This is a genomic window from Paenibacillus sp. S25 (genome assembly GCF_019454085.1).
Taxonomy (GTDB): domain Bacteria; phylum Bacillota; class Bacilli; order Paenibacillales; family Paenibacillaceae; genus Paenibacillus; species Paenibacillus polymyxa_B.
The window spans coordinates 4,709,356-4,733,636 of sequence record NZ_CP073683.1; the positions used below are offsets into that span (position 1 = coordinate 4,709,356).

The window sequence follows — 24,281 nt, forward strand, 5'->3', positions numbered from 1 at the left end:
AACGGAATTCAAGGAGGCATCATCATATGTCCGTGTTTCTTTTAACCGTCGATCACCATCTCGCTTACCACAGCGCCCATATACAAAGCTGCCATGTGACCTTTTTCAATCGTGAAAAGAGAGCCGTCGATGTGTTGCTGGAAATGGGAAATGACAGTGGCGTTTTCCGACGGCAGCTCCTTCGATTGAACCCTTCTCCCGAAGCTGGCTCCGTGCTAGAACTCAAGGATATGGAGACCGCCCAAAATCCTTTTTACCTGCGAGTGGTAACGAGTATTTACAATCCGGAAACGCTGTTTATCCTGACTGAATTTTTGGAAAACGGGAACATTGTCGCTAAGCGTACAGCCAGTCATTTTACCGTGACGCCCTAATGAACGGGCAGAGGAGGAAGAAGGTATGTTGAAATATTCAGTTCAAAACAAAGCTGAGCCAGGCACATATGCACTGCCTTTTCAGGTCACCGAACAGGAGAGCGTGCTCTCTACATTAATCATTCCTGCAAGTGAATCTGAAGGACGTATTGTCATTGAAGTCTCTTTGGCATGGGAAAATCCGCTGCTCAACTGGGATATCGGGGAGTTGGACATTCGATTGCGTCGCAATGATGAGCGAGGACCTATGCTGGATTGGTTGCAGGATTCCTGTTATCAGGAGGGATTTGCAGAGTTAAGCTATGAGGAAACGGGAGAACAGGCAGAGCCTTATGTATACTGCTTGACCGTACAATCAGCTGACCGTCGTGCTGTTGTTACGGGGCCGCTCATAATTCAAGGCTCCGTTTATGAAGATTGACGAAAAACTGGATGGACAATGAGCTAAAATGAACTAAAGGCAGATCGGAGTTTTAAGCCCGACCTGCCTTTTTATATGGTCTGTGCCCTTATGGTGCGGATTATTTCAGACGTTCCAAAATGTCAGCATCCGGCAGCTTATAATCTTCCGGCAACGAGGTGTTAATTCGGTTCCATATTGCGTAATCGACCTTCAGATCCGGGTGCGACTGCTGGGTTTCAAAAATACGGTTGTACAAGTCTCCAACGACAGGAAAAGTCATGCTCTCCCTCCTAACTATTGAATCAACGTACTCAACGTACTTGATTCAGCGCTTGCCCATAAATATTCACGAGTCGTTCAATCATAACATCCAGAGACCAATGCGCAGTCCCCCATGCTTTGGCACGTTTTCCCATAGCTATCCGCACTTCATCCTGAGCCAGCAAATGCTGTAAATGAGCTGCCAGTGCCTCCACATCGCCAACCGGGGAGACCAGTCCGGTGTGTCCATGCTTTACCATTTCCGGCAGTCCGCCTGCATCCGATACCACTGCCGGAAGCCCCAAAATCTGCGCCTCCATGACCGAAAACGGCTGATTGTCCTGTATGCTCGGATGGACAAAAAGGTCCGCCAGTTGTAAAAGAGCAGGTACATCTTCACGATGCCCCAGAAAAACCACGTCTTCTTCCAGCCCTAGCTCCTTCGCCTGTGTTTGAAGCTCTTCCCTTTTATCTCCCTCCCCGACAATCCAGCAAACCCAATCCGTACGACTTGCTTTCAGCAGGCCAAGAGCGCTCATTAAATAATGTAGCCCTTTGATATAGACCAGCCGTGAAGGACAAATCATAACTTTTTTCCCCTCAGGTCGTACCCTGTCCGTTCCCCGGGCGTGGACTTCCCAGAAGTGCTCGGTATCCAATCCGTATTGGAAAGTAACAATCTGCTGCTCAGGCACTTCGAACTCACGCACAAGCGTCTGTTTCATCCATTCTGTAGACGTAATGGTAATATCCGCGGATAGAGCGCCATAGTGCTCCAGCGCCCAATAATATTTCCACATCAACGTCTCACGGTAACCCTCCTCATGATCCCGCTCCAGAGACATCATGACTTCACGAGCCAGCGAGCCATGAATATTCGCTACCAACGCACTGTCCTTACGTTTGACCCGACTTAGAGCACGCGTCGCAATGACATCTTGCGTGTGAATAACATCATACTGCTCAACCCCGAAATACGCCGCTGCCAGCTCCATACAGTATCGATCCTTTTCCACCGTCTGCACCCATGAATCCAAATGTAATACAGGGACAGCCGATTCATTCAGCTTCGTATGCAGCAGGGGCAGCAGTTGATCCTTCAGCAGCTCCCTATCTTCAAAAACAATATGGTACTTAGGTGTATCCGGTCCGTTCCCCATCAAGTCTACTGTGTGACCCAGTAGCTCCAGCCTCCGTTTAATTTGCAGCATAAAGGGCCATACGCCACCCAAATGAGGAATCGGCCAGTACGTAGCCAACAAAATTTTCAAAACAGCCTCACCTCCTCTGTCTCGTACGCTGAGCTACATTCCGTTACTTCCGTAAATTTGCTGGAAACCCGATAACGCATCTGTCCAGACTGCAAAAAATCCATTATTCGGCACGATCGTTACATCAATAAAATTACCGATCGTAACGACTGGAACCGGACTAATCCCGTTAGGATTAAAGGAGTTGTCTGTTATTCTGAGGTTCGTAAATGTATTCCCTCCGTTCGTTGATTCGGCCACAAATACGTCTAAGAAAGAGGTCGTTATTTGATTGGTATAATATACAATCTTAATTACGCCGGTCACAGGCGAAACATCAATAGCCGGGAAAAAATGCTGTGCCCCTGCACTAGCCCCTGTCACAGATTGCGGCGCAGTCCAGCTTAATCCGCCATCCACTGAACGGGCGAGCAGCACATCCGCATACCCTGCCCGATTATCCTGCCAGACCGCATAAAGTGTTCCCTGATTCGGGCTAGTAGAGCGATCCACCGCAATGTTGGCCATCGGCAGCACATTGAAGCCAAACCCAGGCACGGGCAACGGACTCGGAACCGGGACAACAGAAGATACAGGCAGCGAAGAACTGAATGCTGTCCCCCCATTGAAGGACACAATGACCTGATATTGGTTAACCGGATTAGTCACAATGTACCCCACATAAATCACCCCTGTAATGCTCACGGTGATTTCCCCCCGCGTGATCTGATTGGAGCCAGCGGTGAGCACCACGGGTGTACCCCAAGTGATGCCTCCATCCTGCGAACGCTGGAAGAACATGACTGATCCACCCAAAAAGTCAGGATTATACTGATGCGTATAACATAAATAGATGTTTCCGGTATAGGAGCTAACCTGAGAAGTATCGAATTTCACGCTGACCTCAACATTATTGACAAATGTCCCATACCCCCGCTGGGCAATCACGGGCGGATCAAATGTATTACCGTTATCTCTGGATACATAGGTAGCGATGGTACCGCTCAAGCCGTCTGCGGTAAATACGTGACAGGCTATGACAAACAAGTTGGGAAAACCGTAGCTGACGCTATGGGATTCCGCTCCTACATAGCCGGCTGGTAGCGGTAAAATCTGCTGTGTGAAGGAGGCACCACCGTTACCTGAACGGTATACCGCCGTCAACGGCGGCCCTGTCGTAAAATCAGTAGCCGCAGACACAATGGTACCGTCGAGCAGGTTGAAAGCTACACTCGGCTCCTGCGCCAGCCTTCCGTTAGGCGTAAGCTGTACGTTCGGCATCAGGCCCCACCTCCCGGTACACCAGCAAAAATTGTCAAACTGCCTGTACGCGTATCCGTCCAGACGGAAATGTAACTATTCGGCGGTACGATGGCGACATCAATATAGTCGCCGATCAGCTCTGATTCGCCTCCACCGACATTCGGATTAAAGGAGGTCGTTGTGAGACGACTGTTCGTAAAGGTGTTGCCTCCATCTGACGATTGGGCGGCGAACACATCCAGATTAAAGCCGTCCAAGCGATTGGTATAGTACACGACAACGACCAGTCCCGTCTTAGGCGACACCGAAATTGCAGGAAAGAAATTTTGCGAGCCAGGCGGGCTGTCTGTCACAATGATCGGAGCACTCCAGGTACCGCCAAAATCGCTTGATTTGGACAACAAAATATTGCTGTATCCCTGACCAAAATCCTGCCAAACGGCATATAGCGTATTTGTTGTGGAAGGCACACCCGAGCAGTCCGCGGCCAAGCTAGGGAAATTCAATATCCGAAAGTCATAACCAGGAACGGGCAAAGGATTGGGCACCAGCGTTATATTGGACACAAGAATATCCCCGCTGAAAGTTGCCCCTCCATCAAAGGAGCGCCGGATAAAGAAAGCGGGTATCTGCGGCCCTGTACGAATCCAACTAACATACACACTGCCATATTTGTCGACCGCAGGCTCAGGCCGCTCCGTGGAGGATTGGATATTGGAAAGCAATAACGGTCGATCCCAGGTCAATCCTCCATCCGTAGAACGCTGGTAAAAGGCCGCAGACCGGGCATTAAACTCTACATTGTATTGTCGGTTATACGTGACATAGACATGCCCAAGATAGGGACTTGCCCCGGCGTTATCCGTCGTAATATTGGTCCAGTCATTATTAATGTAATCTCCATAGCCTGGGTTAATGACCACTGGAGGATCAAAGGTGGCTCCATCGTCCTTAGAGCGATAGATCACGACAGCCCCGTTCTCATTTCCCGGAAACACATGTGCGGATATGATGAAAATATTCGGGAACAGATAGGCTACCATTCCTGCCTCGGCTCCTGTATATCCCGGTGGAATTGGCAGTAAAGTATCCGTCCAGTTCGCCCCGGCGTCCAAGGAACGATACAGTCCAATTAGCGGGGGCCCGCTACTAAAGTCAACAGCGACAGCCACAACAATATTCGGATTCAACAAATTAACGGCGACACTGGGTTCAAATTTGGGCAAACCGCTGGGTGTCACCTGAAAATTCAAAGGCATCGCGAGCATTCCCTTCATTATATAAATGGACATGCCTGAAGTATTTCTATCAAAATGTACTTTTTTCAGCTCAGTCTACAGACAACCATACAAGCTTTCTTTTCAATAGATTCATAGTATAGAAGCATCCCTTCAGGGGTTTTCCAATATTCTGCTTATTGAGAGGATGATTCGATTGGCTTTTACAACCGGATATATGACCAACACTAGAGATTTTGGTACTGCCTGCTCCAATGTCGTTGTAAATTTGGTCAACGAGGATACAGTGAACGCGGCAACCGTGACCATCCAAATTTTTTTCTCGCTTGTACCGGATACCAAAATCCCCTTATACGTGACATCGGTTAACTTACCTGCAAACTCCGTTGCCCGACGCACCTTCTTTGTGCAAGGGGTTCTTGCCTATGAGGTACAATACAACGTAGTCTCCGCTGCACCTTCCAATGTTGTGCTCTCCAACTTTGGACTGGATCAGTTTGGTAATGTTGTACAGGAGCATCGTGTTCTTCAGTCGGAACTGACCACCATCCCGGCGCTGTCTCCTGTTATTTAAAAGTTGCCCTGCTCCAGTGCTTGATGCAATCTGTGGGTGTAATACACGTAATTCCATTCCGGCGGTACGGACTGAACCCCTCGGCCGCTGCCGATGGTTGAGTGGTCATCTGTATAGTAGGAAAAGGCATGTGTATCCTGTAATGGGCGCAACAAATCTGTCAGATACAGCAAATCCGTCACGGCAATATAAGGTTTGACACCGAAGCATACAACAAAGCGGGTCGTTGTTTCACCAATAGCCTGAACCAGTGCTTCCTGGACCGAATAATGCTGACGTGGCGTTACGATTAACCGAGGATCGAGCATCATCGACAGGAAAGCGGCGGCTCCCTGTTCTGGCGTTAAATCCAGCAACCGTACCACGCAATTGCTGTAGTGCTGCTCCAGCAGATTATCCAGCAATGATTCAGCTTGAGCCATATCCGTGACAGGCATTAAAATCGTCATTTCAAGTGGGATGCCCCGACGTGCTCTCGCCTCATGCTTGGCGATTTGGAATGCGCGTCGCCAGCGTCGGTGCTCCTTCTGGCTGTGCAGGCCGGCCGATACACTAAATGTGGAATTCACCCGGTAATCCATCAGGATCTCCGGGATGAATTTCATGCTGCACGTCTCGGTCAGCCGCAGCCAGTAATCATAATCCTCAACTGGTTGCAGCCGATAGCCGCCAATCTGGCGGGCATATTTGCTTTTGTACATAAATGAAACCCCGACAATGCTGGCATTCAGCAATTCATGATGCGGCTGACCTTGGTACCGGATCAAAGCTTGTTGATGCTGCTCGTCATACAACGGGTTCCCACATGCGTCAACCTGGCGGAAGGTAGAGAACACAAGGCCGAGTGAGTCTGGCCCCTGCTCCAGCTCCTGCCGCAATCGTTCAATAAAGGAAGAATTATAAACATTGTCGCTGGATACCCAGGTCACATACTTGATCGCAGGATCTTTAAACAACTCATCGAATCCCCGGTTAAGGGCGTGGGATACTCCTTTGTTCTGAGGGAGTGTAACCAACTGAACGCGTGGGTCTCCCATTGCTGCGTGGAGCGCCGGCCCCACCATTTCGGGCGCTCCGTCAATAACAATGATGAAGCGAAATGCCCTGTAGCTCTGGGCTAGTACGGATGAGATCGCAACTTGCAGATAGCCGATATCCTGTTTGTACAGTGGCATAACAATCCCCGTATCTACCATATCAATCCCCCCTGACAGACTTTCGGCTTCATGAGGATAAACCGCTCAACACCTGACTGAAGCGATCTCGATAACGTGCTTGGGTTATGTTGTACTCCCGCTCCACAGCGGGCCAATGTTTTTTGGTTCCCATTTCATCATGCCAGCGGTAGTTAACCAAGGACTCGTTCAGAAAAGGAAATGGATATCCCGCCAGCATCACTCGGTACCACATATCCAGATCATGTGTGTACGGCAGCAGTTCATCAAACAAACCAATATGTTCAAACAGCTCCCTTTTAAACATAACCGTGCATCCATTAACCGGATTTCCTTGCTGAAAAAAACGGTAAAACTCCGTCATAGACGGAAACACGGCGGCTGCCTGATAGCTTGTGACTTGGCTGTATTGATTGATGAAATTGAAATTGGTATGGGAGATGTATGCACCGTTTTCCACCATAAAAGAAACCTGATTATTAATTTTGTCCCTATGATAGGTATCGTCGGAGCTGAGCCAGGCAATATATTCCCCGCTGGCATGTCGGATACCATGATTCAGGGCGCTGGCTGTTCCACCGTTGGATTTGCCTAAATAATGTATATACGGAAGATAGGCTTGAAGCATATCAACATGTTCCGTGGACCCGTCATCGACGACAATAATCTCGAGGGGCCCATAAGTTTGCTCTAGTGCACTTTGCAAAGCCTGATCCACATATGCACAGTTATAAAAGGGAATGACGATCGTTACTTTCGGTCTCATATCGTTCCTTCCTTTCCAGCTCGGCGGTATTGAATCATATCCTCCAGAGATTGCGCCAGCTGTATGGTCGGCTTCCAGCCCATGTCCTCCAGCTCTTTCGCACGGTATGCCTCAGTGGATGCTGACTCTTCCACATCCCCCCATTGTATGGGAATAGATGTTTGGGCCAGCGCAACCATACGTTCCACGATATTGCCCAGTTCCACAATGCGGCCTGTGCAGACCGAGTAAACTCGGCCTGGCACACCCTGTTCCAATAGCACACCGTATGCGCGAACGGCATCACGAACGTCGAGGAAATCACGTTGCGCATGTCGGGAAGATACCCGGAACGGGGCAGTTTCAGTTACGGACTGCCCCTTCAGACGTTCCGTCTGAACGATATACCCCGCGAGTAATGCACAAAATCCGGTAGATGGACCCGGACCGATCAAGTTGCAAGGCTCTGCCAGCATAACGGATTGTTCGAACAGCGCGCCCCACGAGAGCGCGACTGCCTCTTGAAGGCTTTTGCTAAGGCTGTATGGATGTGTTGGATGATACGGAGCCTGCAAAGCCGTCTTTAGCCGAGAACCCGCCACGACAATTCTGGCTTTGGGGAAAGGTCGCAGTACATCGAGCAGATACAGGGTGGACAGTACATTGGATTCCATGTATAGCAGGGGACTCTGCCAAGATTCAGGGACGGAATTTTTACCACCCAGGTGAAGCACATAATCCGGAGCAATCTGTCTAATTACTTCGCCCAGACGTTTCTTGTCGAGCAAGTCACACACATAAGGCGTAATACAGCTACGGGTCTCCGCCTCTGGACTATTATTTTCATCATCGCGAGCCAGTAAGATCAGTTCTGAGACGGAAGCAACAGTGCGAGTCAGCGCCGCTACCTCCCAGCCAAGCTTTGCAAAATGGCGGCAGGCATGCATCCCGGTATAGCCCGCCGCTCCAGTAATGACTATGACAGGCCGACGTTGTTCCGCTGTGCTTCCGTCCATTCCAGCAGCTCCTTCAGCATGATGCTGTAGTGAGGAACATCGTAGTGCAGATCGGCCCGGGTAGAACGAAGCGTCCGGTCCTGCACCGGCTCATCTTTCGGCACGATCCGAATATCCTCCCTTTTCCAGATGTCTTTGAACAGCAGCAGCAAATCATGCTTGCTGATCGGTTCAGGGTGAACCAGATGAATGAGTCCGTCCAGCGGCTCATTCATCTGCACCTGTATCGCCTTCGCTAATTCCAGCGTCGTAACCCCGTTCCAAAAGACCCGGCGATACCCGTTAACGTCTCCGCTCTGTTGCAAGAACCAGTGCAGCAGACCAATGCCTCCCGGCCGAATTTCCGGCCCGATAATGGAGGTACGGATAGTCAGATGCCCTGCGGCCTTTACTTCTCCGAGTATTTTCGTCAAAGCATAGGCACTTGTCCCATCGGGTTGATCCGTCTCTTTATATAAACCAGGTATCCGATTTCCTTCGAATACGCAATCCGTGCTGATATGAATCAATCGGGCACCGATACTGTCCGCTGTCCGCCGGAGAAGATGTGGCAGCAATCCATTGATTTGGTATGCTGCAATCTGATCCTCCCCGGCATGCTGATTCAGTACGCCTACCGCGTTAATAATAACGTCTGGCTGTACACTCCGTACCAGCTGCTCCACCATAAAGCTGTCCTTTACATCCAGCAGCAGACCGCCTTTATTTTCGGGATCACGGGTGGTGTAGAACACGTTATACCCGCTCTGGTTTTGGAAATACTTAACCAGAACATGGCCCGCCATACCGTTACCACCCAAAATAAGCAGCTTCATTTGATGAACCCCCCGCTTTGGAGAATGCTGCGAATCTCCTCTTTCGACATCAAATTGAACTCCGAGCTAAAGCTGCTGAATGACACGGGAGGGCACTGAGTATAGCGGTCCTTTAATTGAGGAATATTCAGCGTTGGGAGAATGACCAAATATTGCTCGTCATAGACTACCGTCGTCAGGCTTTCAAAGTCACTCATCAGAATTTCATGAATTTTCTCGCCGGGACGTACACCTTTTTCTACAATTTCTACGTTTTCCACACCTGAATCCTCAATGAGCACCTCAGCCAAGTCCACAATACGGCAGGTTGGCATGGTCATAATAAAAATTTCCCCGCCGACACTTTCCACCGAGGCTTTGAACAGGAGGCTGATCGCATCACGCAAGGTCAGGAAGAAGCGGGTCATGTTCATATCTGTGATCGAAACCTTACCCTTCTGGCGAATCTGGCTTTGGAACAGATGCACCACGCTTCCGTTTGTGCCCAAAACATTACCGCCGCGCACCGTCACGAAACGTGTATCGCTATTCAGCAGATTGGCGTAAACAATCAGTTTTTCTCCAATCGCCTTTGTCATGCCGTAAAAATTGGACGGATTCGCGGCCTTGTCAGTCGATATATAAATGACTTTCTTTACCTGATTGGCAACAGCGGCCTCGATCACGTTTTGGGTGCCTACGACATTGGTTTTGAGTGCCTCATAGGGCTGATCCTCACAGACGGGAACGTGCTTGAGCGCTGCCAAATGAAATACATAGTCCACTCCTTGACAAGCGGTAGTCAGCGCATCCTTATCCCGAATATCTCCAATACAGAAGCTGAGTCGTTCATCCTCAAACTGCCTGTTCATTGCAACCTGACTGGATTCTCCACGTGAAAAGATAATGACCTCTTTGGGGTTACGCGGCAGTAACTGGGCAACCAGCTCATGCCCCCAGGAGCCGGTACCGCCGGTAACCAAGATACGTTGGTTTTCAAACATGCCGTTTCCCTCCAAGCAGAAATTTAACTACCTTATCCGACACATCTTCCGCCAGATAGCCCGCAGGACATTGCCACTTATGGGTCATCCCGGTCATTATGGCTACCGCGTTTGCTATAATCTCGCCATCAAGACCAGACACGATATTGCTGCCGCAATCTACCGTTTCCGGTCGTTCGGTCGTCCGGCGCATCGTAACCGTCGGTACCCCCATGACACAGCATTCTTCCTGTACGGTACCACTGTCCGTCAAAGCGCAGCGGGCATGCCGCTCCAGCAGAACGAAGTCAAAAAAACCGAACGGTTCGTGAAATTCCACTAGCGGGTCAAGCTGGATCGGCGGATGGCTTGCGATTCGGGCGGCAGTGCGAGGATGAATACTGCAAATGACCCGCTGCCCGAACTGCTGGGCTACCCGGTTAAGACCATCTAAAATAGCCAGCAAATGCGGTGGATGGTCCACATTTTCAGCTCTGTGGGCAGTGACCAGGAAATATTCTCCTGGCGACAGTCCCAACTTTTTCAAAATTCCACTGCCCGATACCTCTTTCTTATAGTGCTGCATCACTTCGTAGATCGGATTTCCAGTCAGTATAATTCGTTGACTTGGAAAGCCTTCGCGTAGTAGGTGCTGCTTGCTTTGCTCCGTATAAGGCATATTAATGGTGGATATTGCATCAATGACACGCCGATTCTTCTCCTCCGGCACATCCAGATCATAACAGCGGTTCCCCGCCTCCATATGCACGACCGGGTAACCCATACGTTCCGCAAGCAAAGCACATAAGGCGCTGTTCGTATCACCGAGCAATAACACATGATCAGGGCGTTCCTTGTTTAAAATATCCTCCATCTGCGAGTACATGACGGACAACTGTTTGCCCAGTGTCCCCGCTTTCTCCTGAAGTACATAATCCGGGGCACGCAGTCCCAGCTCGCGAAAGAACTGCCCGCTCAGGCTTTCGGTGTAATTTTGGCCCGTATGCACAAGCACATGTTCATCTGCATGGCGGTCCAGCTTCGGAATGATCAGGCTGAGCCGTATAATTTCCGGTCTTGTGCCGAGCACGGTCAATATTTTCATGGTTTTGGAACCCACCTTTGCTGTCGTTGTTTCATTGAATTGTGGCGTTCAATGAATGATAGCCATCCAGCAGACTGGCTGTGCTCCAGCTTAACGTTCATCTCAACGGTCCGGCGTAGATTCACCCGGACCGTTGTTTTGTATGCTGTCCAGCCTTGAGCGTGACTCGCTTCTGCTTGTGCGCGTTGTGTCGTCGTGACCGGTGCTTGAATTTCCGCTTGAGCTTCTGTCTGGACTTAGCTTTCGGATAAAGTCCCTTCGACAACGGGGACCCGTGAATTTTCTTGAGGCGACTCTTGCCGCCGCTTCTCTTATACCTGCGATTCCGCAATCTGGTACGCTTGCGGCCCTTTGCCCATCTCGCCCGAACACTACGCTTGCCTTGGAGCAATTCGGGCGGTGACTCAGGTAAAGGGGGTGCTGGTTGTGGCAAGCCCTGAATGGCTGCATATTCGATTGGCGGCAGCCCCAGCACAGGCAGTTGACACACCACCGATTCGGGAAATTCTCGAATCGTGCTGGTATATCCCTCCGGTATAGCAGTGACCTGACGCAGTCCTTCGCCTTCCCTCGTCCATACAGGTCCACCTGGCTGCTGAATCAACGGGAACCAATGCGGATGATGACATACCCATTGACTGACCATAAGGTGTAAACTGCCTCGGTAGGAATCAGGTCCGTATACACGTGTAGCCGCACTGTTGTTACGCACACCAATCCGTTCCACTTCCTCGGGGTGATCGAGCAGATAGCCCACTTTTTGCGCCAGCATGTCGCTGTTGCCCGGCTCTACCAAAAAATCTGTATTTCCGGTCGCCTCCATCAATTCCACAAGTCCACCCTGCGCAAAGGCTACCACGGGCTTACCGTAAACTAGCCCTTCCAGGGCGGTCAAGCCAAAGCCTTCCTCCACCATACTTGGGATTACAACAATATCCATTGCGCTATAGGCCGTTGACACGGATTCCTCGAATGAATTGAACTGGAAGCGGCGGCTATAACGAGATTGGCGGATTAAAGAGACACATTTTACGTAATATTCCGAGTCCACCGAGCTGCCGATGATCCAGAAACGACAACGTGAATTGGTTTCGCACAGCTTTAGAGCCATTTGGACAAAAGGTAACAGCCCTTTGGCTTCGTAGATAAAGGAAGAAATATAACCAATGCAAATATGAAAATCCCGCAGCCCCAGTTTTTCACGCTTTCTTTTCCGTTCCAGCACATGCTCTTTGGGAGACGGCATATCCATATCCCGGCAGGGAGACAACACCGTATGCGGACGTGTCAGTCCCCCACCATGCAAAGGACGCATTACAGCTTGCGAAATGCCGATGACCCATTGGCTATAGCGCTCAATGATAGAAACAGAAACTGGCGTATGGGCATTCTGGTTAATGACCTCGGTTATTTTCCAGATCACTGGAATATTAAGCTCTTGGGCAGCCATTGCAGGCATGACGTTCACACAGGTATTGACCAGCACCACATCAGGTCGAGCATGCCGAAGCATCTGGAACAATGGTGCATACGCCACATGAGTCCGCAAATTCTCCGCATCTTGCGCCAATCCCTCATATGGGGTATACATGCCATGCAGCATGAACAGGTTCTGTGTCAGAACGGTGATTCCGCGCTTGCGGGCCATTGAGGTCAGCCGCCCTTCACCAGGCGTTACGAGAATACAATCGAAGTACGTACGCATGTCTAGACAAAATTGCAATAGCAGTTTCTCTGCCCCCGTAATACTGCGGACGTTGCTAACATGGCTGAATAGCATCATTTTCGGCTTGATCGGAGTTCACCTCCTTTAAAATAGCAACCATCGGACGTGTAAATCACCTTATGGAAATATGACCGACAACAGTTGGTCAATCCGGTGACCATAGGTGTGCTCCCGCAGGGTTCGTTCCAGAGCACGCAGGGCAATCTCATGGCGCTCTTTTTCATGCGTCAAATAAAACTCAACCTTCTCCAGCAGTTCCTGCTGAGAGCTGTAGGTCTCTATCTCTTCCCCCGGCTTGTAAAAACGAGCCAGATCATCTCTTGTATCTGTCAGTTGCAACGTGCCGCTGGCAGAAATTTCAAACGTACGCGGGTTGGGCGAAGCCCCCGGAATTTTCAGTGAGTTGTTGTTCACCGAATCATCCTGATGGGAACGATGAAGATTAATTACGATTTTGCTGCCGTTATACGAATCATTGGTCTCGACCGGAGACATCCAGCGACCCAGCTCAATTTTGTCACCATACGACTGATAATCCGGGAGACGATCCCACCAGATTCCGTTGATTTTAATGTTACGGGCCATGAGCTGAGGCATAATCGGATTGAAGAAATATATGCGGTTCCAGTAGGCTGAGCCTGTAAACCCAATCTCACGTCGTACCGAAGCGGGCGAGCTGAGTGGGAAATAGTGAGTCAGAAATGCCCCAAAGGGCAAATAGTGCACAGACGTGCAACCCAACTGACGGTACAGCTCCAGGCAGTTCATTTCTAACGTGAACACATAATCATAATTCGTAACGATTTTGGTCGTCGTGTCGGTATAATATGGATCGTCCGTTAGCCAGATGGCGGTGGGGATGCCCAACTGGCGTACCGCAGTAACCTGCTCCAACGGAAGATCCATTCCATCCAGTGCCAGCATCAGATTCGGACGGAGCTGAGCGGCAATATCTCCTACCGGCTGACGTGGGTCTGTTACGGTAACCTGAGCCGTCATGCTTTGCAACGTGGTAATGACTGCCTCATCCAGCGGAGAATACGGAAGGCCTTTACCGGAGACGACATACAGTACATGGATTTGTCGAAATGGGAAAACTGCTTTCATCCGCCCAACCATTGCGTTAGCACGTCCGCGCAGATATCCTTCGTCGTATCCGTCATGCACTCCCGCAATTCTCCCCCTTTCCCAGGAGGCTGCCGCCGTCTGGTGAACAGCCGGGTCATACGGTCCTGTCGTAGATATCGTCATCACTTTCACTCCTCACTGTTTATGGTGTTTACTTTAGGCCATCGCCTTGTCCAGCAGTTCTTCCATGCGATTGGAGTACATATGCTTTTGTATAGTCGTGTGCAATGCGCGCCAGGCCATGCGTTCGCGTTCCCAGTCATGCTTGAGATAGTAGTCCAGCTTCACTTTCAGTTCCTCTGCTCCAGAGAAGGTTTCAATGTCATAGCCTGGTCGGTAATAACGGCTCAAATCCTTCCGAATATCCGTCATTTGAAGCGTGCCACAAGCAGAAATTTCGTATGTCCGAGGATTGATGGACTCCGCTGAAAGCTGGTGTGTATTCCGATTATCCAGTCCAGGGTCTGTCGGGCGGTGCATATTGATGACAATTTTGGAGCCGTTATAATATTGAGCGGTCTCTTCCGGCTCCATAAAACCTGGACGGATAAAGCGTTCCAGCACATCCCGCCGGGTCAGCCGATCCCAGTGCCCACCTACGATCAGCACTCTTTTGTCCGCCAAGAAGGGAGCAAGGTAGTCGAACAGCTTCACACGGTTCCAGAAGGCATTTCCAATGAAGCAAATATCATGCTGATGTTCCCGCTCTACCCGCCGGGGATAAAAGATACGAGTTGACGCAGCCAGCGGCAAATAGTGAACCCTCGTTACTCCCTGATCGCGATAAAACGGCAGGCAAGAAATTTCGTGCGTAAATACGACATCGTAGGATTGACAGATCAACGCCGTATCCTCCGTAAAGTAAGGATCATCTACAAACCATATGGCCGTCCGAATGCCAAGGGCTCGTATTTGCTGTACCTGCTCCAGATGATCCGCCGGAAAAACATGCAGCCCGTTCATGACCAGCACGAGGTCTGGACGTTGAGCCTCGGCGTCAGCTAGCATCGTAGCAGGCGTACCGATGGCGCATGAGCTGCATATTTGGCCTAATGCCTCTTGCACACCTGTGTCTATAGCTGCGAAACCTTGCGGAATATATAACACTTTCAAATGACGAACAGCAGGCTGTATTGCCACGACCTGTGACAGAGCAGCCGCGCAACCGCCCATTCTGCGTCCTTCCCGATAGCCGCATCGGTACGCTTCGCGTTCATTTCCGCTTTGTTGATCGTTCACATCCTTCACCCTGTCCTGTTGTAGGATAAACTTCTGTCACTCCTAAACTATATGCGGAGGGGTCAAACGCATCATGGACGACTGCCACTGCCCGGACAAAATTGGCGTTTGCCCGTCCAACTGCCGAACCGCAAATAACCCCAAAGCTGTTAGCTTCGGGGGGAGAACAGTAATAGATGATTTGCACAGTTTACTGAGCTTTGTAAGCGAGCTGGTGTCCATCTTCATAACCTTTGGCAAAGCCTGAATTAAAACCCTCGTTGTAAGCTGCATCATATCCCTGCTGAAATGCCTGCGGATCATGCTCCAATACAACAGTCCCGGGCTGTGGATTCTCCGCAGAAGGGGTTGCCGCCTGGTTAGCTTGAGGTTTTTTCCGCCGCCGCAAATGAGGATGTCTTCTACGTGCAGAATGAAGTCCTCTTTTACGGCGTCTTAGAGCAAGGAGACGTCTTCTTCTCCGTTTTAATCTCCGCATGCTGGAACGCCGGGCATCTTTACGTCTTTTGCGGGCTTTGTCCCGAGTGGCGCGTTCCCACCTTGTACTCATTTTCATTCCTCCTTTGCTTTCTTGTGGTGGTTTCATTTTTCTGAACAGGCACATGGAGCCACGGCTTAGTCGGTTTCCCATATACCTGTCGTCTTAATGGAATACCCGCCAGCATTTGCGTGATTTTTCCCTGGTAGTTGCTGAGTAGACGGATGGTCTCTTCCAGACGGGAAGCCGACATATCCACATGGGGCGTCAAGTCCGCAAGACTGGTCAGCATCCGAGCAACGGCGTGCTGGCTGGCAGCAATAGACTCCATCATATCCAGCTTGATCTCACGTTCACGCCTCATGCTCATTAGTTCATATCCCCCGAGCCCATTCCTCCCATCATCCCTTCCATGCCGCCACCCTGCTGCTCATCCTGATCCAGCAATGCTTTAAGGTTGCTGCACAGTCCAGTCTGAAGCCGGGTCAATCCCTCCAGCATTTCCACCATCTGCTCATGAATTTCCAAAGGCCGTCCCAACTGCTCTTCATCGGTTTCAAATGCGGAAGGCGCCAGATGGTTCAGCGCCCAATTACGCATTTTTTCAGCTTCGACCGCCTTGGCCTCCAAAATCATAGACACATTCCGCTGCATCTTGGAAGCTGCGTCCAGCATGTGAATCATTGCTTTTTCCCTACTCATGTGTTCACTCCCTACCTTCGGTTGTTACACTACTCCTCTTCCGGGTATGCCGTCTCCTTCACCACACGAACAAGCATTTCAGCCATGGCTTCCTGAAGGTCGGCAATACCGTTCAAATAGGCAACAATACTTTTGTTTACCTGTCCCGAACTATCGAGAATGCCCGGAATTCCATCAAATCGCGGCTCCTCATCCGGCAGTTCATGTATGATCTGTGCCATGCGCACGACCACCTGCCGTTCCGCATCCAGCAGCCTCGACATCTGCTGCTGCGAGTGCGAAATATGGATCAGCAAATCATCTAACTCGTTATGCATAAGCCCCTCCTTTATGTGTTCCGCCTTGCGGAACGCACGAAATAACTACGGGCTTTCCGCTACTACAGCGTATGCCGCAGCGAGTAGTCGGTTCGCCTAAAAAAAGCCTATTAATCATTACAAATGTCCTCGCAGCACCGGTGGAGCAATAATAGGCTGCTTCTCCGTCAATGCCGACAATTCTTCGGAGGACAAAAATTGAATTGGATAGTCCTCAGCCCGCCAGCTCATCACAGCGTAGAGGGTAAGAAACGGTCTTTTCCAGCCGTTGCCGATTTGGTACAGTTGCCCACCTTCAGCATACAGTAACTCGATCCATCGCTTACGTTGAGCCGGGATATGAAGTGTGGGCAACATGGACATGTTCTTCAGATCGGGAGCCGCCAGTACAGGAATAGGTTCCTCTGGCGGCTCAGCTACAGGTGCATCAATGCTGCCGGAAACTGTGGCCTCCGGCTTCCCTACCAAGGGAAGCACCAACAAATCCAGCTGAGACACTCTAACAGGGTGCACATTTTCACCTCCCGCAGTACTGACTCCATGCAGATACCGCCTTCTTCCCGGCTCTAACCGAAATACTGCTCCAGACGGTCCCTGAACAACCGCTCCGATGGGATAAAAGCTTGCCGCTGATACGTGTGTTTCCTTACCTGTTGATATCTGGCCGCCCGTCTCCGCTGTACTGAATTTCAGGTTGTGTAACAGCTTATCCGTGTCCCCCCACTTTTGTACAAAAAAGGATCGGTTCCGGCTGCTTTCCTCCATTGAACCGCTTTTTTCGGTCGTTTGAGGAAAACCATACACCGTATCCCGATCTCTTTCTTCATAGTGGATAAAAGCATCTCCGGCAATTGCCATACGTATCCCCAACAAACGCACACGCAGTAGCCAATCTGCATGGGCTTCCTGAGTACTGTGGCAGCCTTCGTCCCAGTAGCCCGTTTTTTCAAGTGTCTCTCTGCGCAGCAATAAACAAAATCCGGCTAAGCTTTCGGTCTCTCGCCATGCAGCCGGTTTGGGGATATTGAAGTTCATGGCAAATTGACGTGCTCCATTTTCGTTCATATAAGGAATCTCAATCTGCTGTTCTTCGAATGGACCATTCGTTACAGGCCCGACAACACCAATACGCGGATCGCTGTATAAACACCCTAACAACCGATCCAACCAGCCGGGGGTCACCATGGAGTTTTGATCCAGTACCACAATAGTTGTACCTTTTGCCATCATCAGCCCCTGATTCAGGCTACCTATCATTTGAACATCCTTTTTTAGCAGTGCATAACGCACAGCGATGCTTTTACGGAGCAAATAGGTGGATGTCCCGTCCGTCGAGCCGCAGTCCACCACAATAATTTCGTGAGGATGGCTCGTATTCTCCTCAATACGGTGAATGCATGCACGGAGCTGTTGAAGCTGATTGCAGGACGGAATGATAATACTGACGCCTTCAAAAACCTTGCCGAACGAAGCCTGGCCCAACCTGTTGCCTTGCTCCTGGCCCCTTTTATATCCTGACCAATAGCCTTTCTTTCCGAGCCGCTTGCTGTGTTTCCTTTGCATATTCAGGCGTTTCATGCCGTTCACTCCTCCGGGTGGCATTATGCCTATACTATATGCCTGGCCCGGCCGGATGGTGTTTCATTGAGATTAGGGTAGAAGTCCTTTCATTTTCACTCCAGCTTCCTGGAGGGAATCGAAGGTTCCTGCGTCGCTCCAATAGCGCCGTAAAATATCATACTCCAGCTTGCTTTCAGCGGCATAACAGTTGTTAACATCCGTGATTTCAAGCTCACCCCGTGCCGAAGGTGTAATTTGCCGGATCTTATCGAACACGGCAGTATCGTACATATAGATACCCGTAACGCAATATTTGGATTGGGGATGCTGCGGCTTTTCTTCAATCCGCGTAATGCTCTCCGGGCGCTCAGGATCAAATACGGGTACCCCGTAACGACGAGCATCTGCCACCTTTTTCAACAACACTCTGGCGCTCCCCGGGGGCTGTTGCTTGAACCGTTCGATCACAGGTCCCAAGTCTTCCTTGAACAAATTATCACCTAACAAAACAGTGAATTTCTCTTCTGCCTGCATATAGCTTCTTGCCAGTTCGAGTGCTTCCGCAATGCCGCCCGCCTTTTCTTGAATCCGGTATGTCAGTTGGACACCATAATCGCTGCCACTGCCCAAAAAATCGGTATACAGTCCGGCCGATTGTTTACCAATAATAATAAGCATATCGGTGATCCCCGCCTGTCGCAGCCTCTCGATACCATATACGATCATGGGATACTTGCCGACCGGAAGCAGATGCTTGTTGAGTAATGTAGTCAACGGATGAAGGCGCGATCCGGTTCCTCCTGCGAGAATAACCCCTTTCATATCTTCCTTCCTCCTTCGACAGCATGTTCAGTGCATACAACCCCAGCGTTTCCAGTTTCGATGAACATTCTGGGATCTATACTCCATTTCTCTATAAACAAACGATAGTTCCGCTCGATCAGCTCTTCCATCCAGGAAGTTTCCGAGCGTGAGAAGCTCGCATTTCCCTCGTGATAGACAAAACAGTCGTTGCACATGAGCAGCTTGTAGCCATGCACGCGTGCGCGTAGACAATAATCGTCATCCTCATAATGTCCGGGGCTGAACCGTTCATCCAGCAATCCGATCCGTTCCATCAGATCGCGCCGGAACAACAAACAAAATCCGACCAACCGCTTGACCTCCTGCCATCTGGAGGGATTACTTGCATTATTCTGCTCCGCATATCTCAGACAACTGGCCAAATCTCCTTCTAATCCGTGTATCTGCTGAATACCGCTGACATAATTCGTCACCGGTCCCACCAATCCCACTATGCTTTCGCTCTGTAATGCAGCCAACATATTCGATAGCCATCCCCGCGTAACCGTCACATCATTGTTTAAAATAACGAACTGGTCACCCGAAGCCAGCCGGAGCCCCGTATTACATGCTGCTGGAAAACCTCTGTTTTCAGGAAGATGTATGCTGATCAGCCGCTCGGATGCGCAAAAATCATCCGTTCCGTCATTCGAAGCGTTGTCCACAACAATGATTTCATACGGCACATCTATCGTATGTGTCCGAATCGCCTCAATGCACGGCTTTAACAGATGCAGGCCGTTATAAGTCGGAATAATGATGCTCGTCAGACTCATTGTGCATTCCTCCCTTTGGCAACGTCTACCCGTGTTGGAACAGGCCCGAGCGGGGAATACCCGGCTACCTGAAATACCGCCGTCAGTGCCTCTGCATGATCACCGACGATCAACTGTTCCATAGCGTTCCCTTTGCCAACATTGAAGGTCCGCTTACGGTTTGTTTTAATGACATCGACAGCATGTACTGCCGCCACGATCATGCCATGCAGAATTGCCATGGCGTGGGCTTTTGGCGGTACGGCAAGCACGGCTGAGCCAAGCTGATCCAGTAAACGCCGAGATAATGCATGCGGTACGGCAGTCAATGAGCTTGCTCCCAGATCCGGCCTGCGCAGTACGCGATTCAGGAATGCTTTGCACCGTGTCACGCTATCCTGCTGGGCATAGGGCGGCAAATGTCTGCCCAGATCATTAAGCGCAACATCCGTTCCCTGATCCACGGCGTGGAGAAAAGGCAACAAATCAGATGCTGGAATCGGCAAATCTCCGTCCACGAACAGCACAATATCAGCCTGCGTCATACGCGCGCCTACTGCACGGCCAACATCATGCCCCAGTCGATCCGGCACGTTGACAAGAGTCACACTGGGATGATGTTTGGCTACGGTGGAGCGCGTGCCGTCCGTGCAGCCGTTCAATACGACAATGATATCCGTAAGCGGAAGTTTTTCCAGCTCGGCCAGTACCCGGTCAATCGTTGACTCTTCATTACAGGCGCTGACCACGGCCGCTGCCGTTCCCTGTAACACAATATCTCCCGGAACTTCGCGTTCCACAGGCGGAGTCACTTCGCTCATTCCTTTCGCCCGAGGCGTGGGCTTTCTCACCCTACGGCTATGCATTGAAGTCGTCGTTCCTCGTTTTCGCTGAACACGTCTGATCCCCCAGCTCGGTTCTTCACGCTTCCCTCTGCGATACTGTCTACTCACGGTTTCACCTCGTCTCTGATCCGTTTGCGCCCCAAATCCGTATATCCCGCACGCGTTCCCAGACGCGATGTAAGCCAGGCAATGGCATCCAGATGATCCTGAACAATTACATCTGCCAGCGGGTCCTTGCCGTTCTGTTTTTTACGTGTCGCATTTATTTTACCGACAGCTATTCCATATACAGTCACCACTCGTAACCCAGAGACGATGGACATAGCTTGAAATAAAGGAGGTTTCTCCAGGGGCTTTAGACCTATTTCCTTTAGAGCCTTTTGACTTATAGCGTGTGGAATGCCAGTCATAGATGCTCCCCCTAAATCAGCACGATTCGACAAGATATTCAATACGTGCTTTGCCTCCACTACAGGATGTACGGGCGTACGATTCACAGGTCCATGGTAATCATTCAGCACCACATCCGCCCCTGCACATATGGCGTGTATAAACGGCCGGAGTCTAACGCAGGGAATGACGATATCCCCATCCAGGAAAAGCAGGATCTGTCCGGATGCCGCCTCCGCTCCAATACGACGGCCAACATCATGTCCGAGCGGTTCCGGGAAAGAAAGTACACGAGCTCCCGCCGCTGCTGCCACCTTCGCCGTTCTATCGTGTGATCCGTTCTCAACGACGATAACCTCTGTATGTGGATGGACACGGCGCGCTTCGCGAATCACAGCTCCGATTGTTTTTTGCTCATTCATGGCCGGGATAATGACAGATACGAAAAACTTTCCCACCGATGACGGTTCAGATGGTCGCTCTTCGCCGATCTGTGCCCCTCTCTTCGTGTCAAGTACCTCCCTCATGGCAGGGGCTACCGGATTTTTATGCATGTTCGGCATTCGTAACGGCAGCCACATCTTAGAATGATAGTAAGCGCCAGAATGCCGCCTCCGTTTGATCTTGTATCCAGCTCTTCCCTGCTTCTTCATGCTCCCGTCTCACCTCCCTTCCTGCTGTATAGATGGACAGCATGATTAGGACAGTTCAACATAACCTATGCGGTCCAAAAGCCGTGTGTAACGGCAATCGTGGAGTCTTTTCGACACAGCAATTTTCGACTTTATTTTACAAAGCTTATTAATCCTATTAAATAAATGAGTTATTAGGGTCTAAAGAATCATTTTGGATAAATTTGTGACATAGATCTTCTCGTCCGTCATTCTCTGTGCTAATATCAGAGCCAGATGATGGGAGTTCAAAAAATCAACATTTGTTATTTTTGCATAAGGAAATTCTTTTCCATTATCCACCATTATTCTATTTTCTTTATATACGACAGGAAAGGAGGAGTTTGTCACCTTTTTAGGCTACATGCTTCATATTGCAGTACCCTCTTTTCACGTACGCTTCATGAAAAACACTTCGGTATTTCTCTTCATGTTCCATTTTCTTCTATTCCAGACGACAACACGACCTACATAAATGGCGCAATGCCTTATTCAAGACAGGATGATTCATCCTGACATTAATCGAGGAGAGTGAATTTTTAATGAAAAAAGTATGGGTTTCGCTTCTTGGAGGAGCTATGTTATTAGGGTCTGTCGCGTCTGGTGCATCAGCGGAGAGTTCCGTTTCGGGGCCAACTCAGCTTACACCGACCTTTCACGCCGAGCAATGGAAAGCCCCTTCCTCGGTATCCGGGGACGACATTGTATGGAGCTATTTGAATCGGCAAAAGAAATCGTTACTGGGTGCGGACGACTCTAGTGTACGTGAACAATTCCGAATCGTTGATCGCACAAGCGACAAGTCCGGTGTGAGCCATTATCGGCTGAAACAGTATGTAAACGGGATTCCCGTATATGGAGCTGAACAGACTATTCATGTGGGCAAATCTGGTGAGGTCACCTCTTACTTAGGAGCGGTGGTTACTGAGGATCAGCAAGCTGAAGCTACGCAAGGTACAACTCCAAAAATCAGCGCTTCTGAAGCAGTCTACACTGCATATAAAGAAGCAGCTGCACGGATTGAAGCCCTCCCTACCTCCGACGATACGATTTCTAAAGATGCTGAGGAACAAAGCAGTGTAAGCAAAGACACTTACGCCGAAGCAGCTAACAACGAAAAAACGCTATCTATTGATAAGGACGAGCTGAGTCTTGATAAAGCATCTGCCCTGAAAGATAGCAAAATTGAAGCGGTGGAGGCAGAAAAAAGTTCCATTGCCAAAATCGCTAATCTGCAGCCAGAAGTAGATCCTAAAGCCGATCTGTACTTCTATCCTAAAGGGGATGACCTGCAGCTGGTTTATGTAACAGAAGTCAATGTTTTAGAACCTGCCCCACTGCGTACTCGCTACATTATTGATGCCAATGATGGCAGCATCGTATTCCAGTATGACATCATTAATGAAGCGACAGGCACAGGTAAAGGTGTGCTTGGTGATACCAAATCATTCACCACGACGGCTTCTGGCAGTAGCTACCAGTTAAAAGATACAACACGCGGTAACGGGATTGTGACTTATACAGCCTCCAACCGTCAAAGCATCCCAGGTACCCTTCTAACCGATGCCGATAATGTATGGAATGATCCAGCCGGCGTGGATGCCCATGCGTATGCTGCCAAAACATATGATTACTATAAGTCCAAATTCGGACGCAACAGCATTGACGGACGCGGCCTGCAACTCCGTTCGACAGTCCATTACGGTAGCCGCTACAACAACGCCTTCTGGAATGGCTCCCAAATGACTTATGGAGACGGGGACGGTAGCACATTTATCGCATTCAGCGGGGACCCCGATGTGGTAGGTCATGAACTTACGCACGGTGTCACAGAGTATACTTCGAATTTGGAATATTACGGAGAGTCCGGTGCATTGAATGAGGCTTTCTCGGACGTCATCGGCAATGACATTCAGCGTAAAAACTGGCTTGTAGGCGATGATATTTATACGCCAAACATTGCAGGCGATGCTCTGCGCTCTATGTCCAATCCTACCCTGTACGATCAACCAGATCACTATTCCAACTTGTATACAGGCAGCTCCGATAACGGCGGCGTTCATACGAACAGCGGTATTATCAATAAAGCCTACTATCTGTTGGCACAAGGTGGTACTTTCCATGGCGTAACTGTAAATGGAATTGGCCGCGATGCAGCGGTCCAAATTTACTATAGTGCCTTTACGAACTACCTGACTTCTTCTTCCGACTTCTCCAACGCACGCGCTGCTGTGCTCCAAGCGGCAAAAGATCTGTACGGTGCGAACTCGGCAGAAGCAACTGCAGCTGCCAAATCTTTCGACGCTGTAGGCGTAAACTAAATCATATACGCTATAATCCTCATATCCCGTCCATAGACCTTTGCCGTTGTGCAACTGTCACTTGGCCCTGCTCATACAATGGACGAAAAAATAGGGGTGCAGTGTACAAGTCTGCGCCCCTTCCC

26 protein-coding genes are annotated in these 24,281 nt (G+C 50.0%); 4 read left to right on the plus strand and 22 right to left on the minus strand.

The genetic code is table 11. The features are described 5' to 3' along the window. Window positions 1-26 precede the first annotated feature (26 nt). Both KAI37_RS20585 and KAI37_RS20590 read left to right on the plus strand, forming a co-directional pair. The gene (locus KAI37_RS20585; RefSeq protein ID WP_220030127.1) at window positions 27-374 is read left to right on the plus strand and encodes a hypothetical protein; all 348 of its coding nucleotides are present in this window, start codon (window positions 27-29) and stop codon (window positions 372-374) included. Window positions 375-399: 25 nt separating this feature from the next. Then, window positions 400-795: a hypothetical protein gene (locus KAI37_RS20590; protein WP_220030128.1), complete on the plus strand. Its 396-nt coding sequence runs from the start codon at window positions 400-402 to the stop codon at window positions 793-795. A gap of 100 nt (window positions 796-895) precedes the next feature. Here KAI37_RS20590 and KAI37_RS20595 read toward each other — a convergent pair whose 3' ends face one another. Genes KAI37_RS20595 through KAI37_RS20610 form a run of 4 tightly spaced genes read right to left on the minus strand, consistent with a single transcriptional unit; the run spans window position 896 to window position 4,810 of the window. After that, window positions 896-1,057: a hypothetical protein gene (locus tag KAI37_RS20595; protein WP_179085948.1), complete on the minus strand. Its 162-nt coding sequence runs from the start codon at window positions 1,055-1,057 to the stop codon at window positions 896-898. A gap of 31 nt (window positions 1,058-1,088) precedes the next feature. Next, window positions 1,089-2,309 carry a glycosyltransferase family 4 protein gene (locus KAI37_RS20600; RefSeq protein WP_220030129.1) on the minus strand — a complete coding sequence of 407 codons (1,221 nt, stop codon included), beginning with the start codon at window positions 2,307-2,309 and terminating at the stop codon, window positions 1,089-1,091. A 33-nt stretch (window positions 2,310-2,342) separates the two neighbouring features. Next, the gene (locus KAI37_RS20605) at window positions 2,343-3,569 is read right to left on the minus strand and encodes a sialidase family protein (RefSeq protein WP_076294199.1); all 1,227 of its coding nucleotides are present in this window, start codon (window positions 3,567-3,569) and stop codon (window positions 2,343-2,345) included. After that, window positions 3,569-4,810, minus strand: coding sequence for a sialidase family protein (locus tag KAI37_RS20610; RefSeq protein WP_220030130.1), 1,242 nt, complete (start codon window positions 4,808-4,810; stop codon window positions 3,569-3,571). The genes KAI37_RS20605 and KAI37_RS20610 overlap by 1 nt, the downstream gene beginning before the upstream one ends. Window positions 4,811-4,976: 166 nt before the next feature. Between KAI37_RS20610 and KAI37_RS20615 the strand changes: the two genes are divergently transcribed. Next, window positions 4,977-5,363 (plus strand): hypothetical protein, encoded by a 387-nt coding sequence (locus KAI37_RS20615; RefSeq protein ID WP_252508950.1) that lies wholly within the window; start codon window positions 4,977-4,979, stop codon window positions 5,361-5,363. Here the strand turns inward: KAI37_RS20615 and KAI37_RS20620 are convergent. The 18 genes from KAI37_RS20620 to KAI37_RS20705 all read right to left on the minus strand — a co-directional run bounded on the left by KAI37_RS20620 (window position 5,360) and on the right by KAI37_RS20705 (window position 21,817). Continuing rightward, window positions 5,360-6,559 (minus strand): glycosyltransferase, encoded by a 1,200-nt coding sequence (locus KAI37_RS20620; protein WP_071642724.1) that lies wholly within the window; start codon window positions 6,557-6,559, stop codon window positions 5,360-5,362. The genes KAI37_RS20615 and KAI37_RS20620 overlap by 4 nt on opposite strands. A gap of 28 nt (window positions 6,560-6,587) precedes the next feature. Next, on the minus strand, window positions 6,588-7,304 hold the full coding sequence (locus KAI37_RS20625; RefSeq protein ID WP_071642726.1) for a glycosyltransferase: 717 nt from the start codon (window positions 7,302-7,304) through the stop codon (window positions 6,588-6,590). After that, the gene (locus KAI37_RS20630; protein ID WP_076294201.1) at window positions 7,301-8,299 is read right to left on the minus strand and encodes an NAD-dependent epimerase/dehydratase family protein; all 999 of its coding nucleotides are present in this window, start codon (window positions 8,297-8,299) and stop codon (window positions 7,301-7,303) included. Before KAI37_RS20630 ends, KAI37_RS20625 begins: the two co-directional genes overlap by 4 nt. Next, entirely contained in the window at window positions 8,260-9,114 is an 855-nt protein-coding gene (locus tag KAI37_RS20635; RefSeq protein WP_071642730.1) for a dTDP-4-dehydrorhamnose reductase family protein, read from the minus strand. The genes KAI37_RS20630 and KAI37_RS20635 overlap by 40 nt, the downstream gene beginning before the upstream one ends. Beyond that, window positions 9,111-10,097, minus strand: coding sequence for a polysaccharide biosynthesis protein (locus KAI37_RS20640; RefSeq protein WP_025722608.1), 987 nt, complete (start codon window positions 10,095-10,097; stop codon window positions 9,111-9,113). Before KAI37_RS20640 ends, KAI37_RS20635 begins: the two co-directional genes overlap by 4 nt. Next, window positions 10,090-11,181 (minus strand): non-hydrolyzing UDP-N-acetylglucosamine 2-epimerase, encoded by a 1,092-nt coding sequence (wecB, locus tag KAI37_RS20645; protein ID WP_071642732.1) that lies wholly within the window; start codon window positions 11,179-11,181, stop codon window positions 10,090-10,092. The genes KAI37_RS20640 and wecB overlap by 8 nt, the downstream gene beginning before the upstream one ends. Window positions 11,182-11,302: 121 nt before the next feature. Beyond that, on the minus strand, window positions 11,303-12,964 hold the full coding sequence (locus KAI37_RS20650; RefSeq protein WP_220030131.1) for a glycosyltransferase: 1,662 nt from the start codon (window positions 12,962-12,964) through the stop codon (window positions 11,303-11,305). A gap of 60 nt (window positions 12,965-13,024) precedes the next feature. Next, a complete protein-coding gene (locus tag KAI37_RS20655) occupies window positions 13,025-14,158 on the minus strand; it encodes a CgeB family protein (RefSeq protein ID WP_025722611.1) in 1,134 nt (377 codons plus the stop codon). 33 nt (window positions 14,159-14,191) lie between these two features. Further along, entirely contained in the window at window positions 14,192-15,283 is a 1,092-nt protein-coding gene (locus tag KAI37_RS20660; RefSeq protein WP_220030132.1) for a CgeB family protein, read from the minus strand. Window positions 15,284-15,464: 181 nt separating this feature from the next. Beyond that, the gene (locus KAI37_RS20665; RefSeq protein WP_220030133.1) at window positions 15,465-15,824 is read right to left on the minus strand and encodes a FliH/SctL family protein; all 360 of its coding nucleotides are present in this window, start codon (window positions 15,822-15,824) and stop codon (window positions 15,465-15,467) included. After that, complete coding sequence (locus KAI37_RS20670; protein ID WP_025722614.1) at window positions 15,772-16,122, minus strand: hypothetical protein; 351 nt, start codon at window positions 16,120-16,122, stop codon at window positions 15,772-15,774. The genes KAI37_RS20665 and KAI37_RS20670 overlap by 53 nt, the downstream gene beginning before the upstream one ends. Next, window positions 16,122-16,454, minus strand: a complete 333-nt coding sequence (locus tag KAI37_RS20675; protein WP_071642740.1) for an alpha-helical endospore appendage domain-containing protein — start codon at window positions 16,452-16,454, stop codon at window positions 16,122-16,124. Before KAI37_RS20675 ends, KAI37_RS20670 begins: the two co-directional genes overlap by 1 nt. Before the next feature lie 29 nt (window positions 16,455-16,483). Next, on the minus strand, window positions 16,484-16,771 hold the full coding sequence (locus KAI37_RS20680) for a hypothetical protein (RefSeq protein ID WP_013311765.1): 288 nt from the start codon (window positions 16,769-16,771) through the stop codon (window positions 16,484-16,486). A 117-nt stretch (window positions 16,772-16,888) separates the two neighbouring features. Beyond that, the gene (locus KAI37_RS20685; RefSeq protein WP_071642742.1) at window positions 16,889-18,349 is read right to left on the minus strand and encodes a glycosyltransferase family 2 protein; all 1,461 of its coding nucleotides are present in this window, start codon (window positions 18,347-18,349) and stop codon (window positions 16,889-16,891) included. 72 nt (window positions 18,350-18,421) lie between these two features. Further along, window positions 18,422-19,153: a sugar phosphate nucleotidyltransferase gene (locus KAI37_RS20690; RefSeq protein WP_220030134.1), complete on the minus strand. Its 732-nt coding sequence runs from the start codon at window positions 19,151-19,153 to the stop codon at window positions 18,422-18,424. Then, a complete protein-coding gene (locus KAI37_RS20695; protein ID WP_220030135.1) occupies window positions 19,150-19,950 on the minus strand; it encodes a glycosyltransferase family 2 protein in 801 nt (266 codons plus the stop codon). The genes KAI37_RS20690 and KAI37_RS20695 overlap by 4 nt, the downstream gene beginning before the upstream one ends. Next, window positions 19,947-20,882 carry a glycosyltransferase family 2 protein gene (locus tag KAI37_RS20700; RefSeq protein WP_071642746.1) on the minus strand — a complete coding sequence of 312 codons (936 nt, stop codon included), beginning with the start codon at window positions 20,880-20,882 and terminating at the stop codon, window positions 19,947-19,949. Before KAI37_RS20700 ends, KAI37_RS20695 begins: the two co-directional genes overlap by 4 nt. Beyond that, window positions 20,879-21,817: a glycosyltransferase family 2 protein gene (locus KAI37_RS20705; protein WP_071642748.1), complete on the minus strand. Its 939-nt coding sequence runs from the start codon at window positions 21,815-21,817 to the stop codon at window positions 20,879-20,881. Before KAI37_RS20705 ends, KAI37_RS20700 begins: the two co-directional genes overlap by 4 nt. 560 nt (window positions 21,818-22,377) lie before the next feature. Between KAI37_RS20705 and KAI37_RS20710 the strand changes: the two genes are divergently transcribed. Beyond that, window positions 22,378-24,156: a M4 family metallopeptidase gene (locus tag KAI37_RS20710; RefSeq protein ID WP_071642750.1), complete on the plus strand. Its 1,779-nt coding sequence runs from the start codon at window positions 22,378-22,380 to the stop codon at window positions 24,154-24,156. Window positions 24,157-24,281 lie beyond the last annotated feature (125 nt).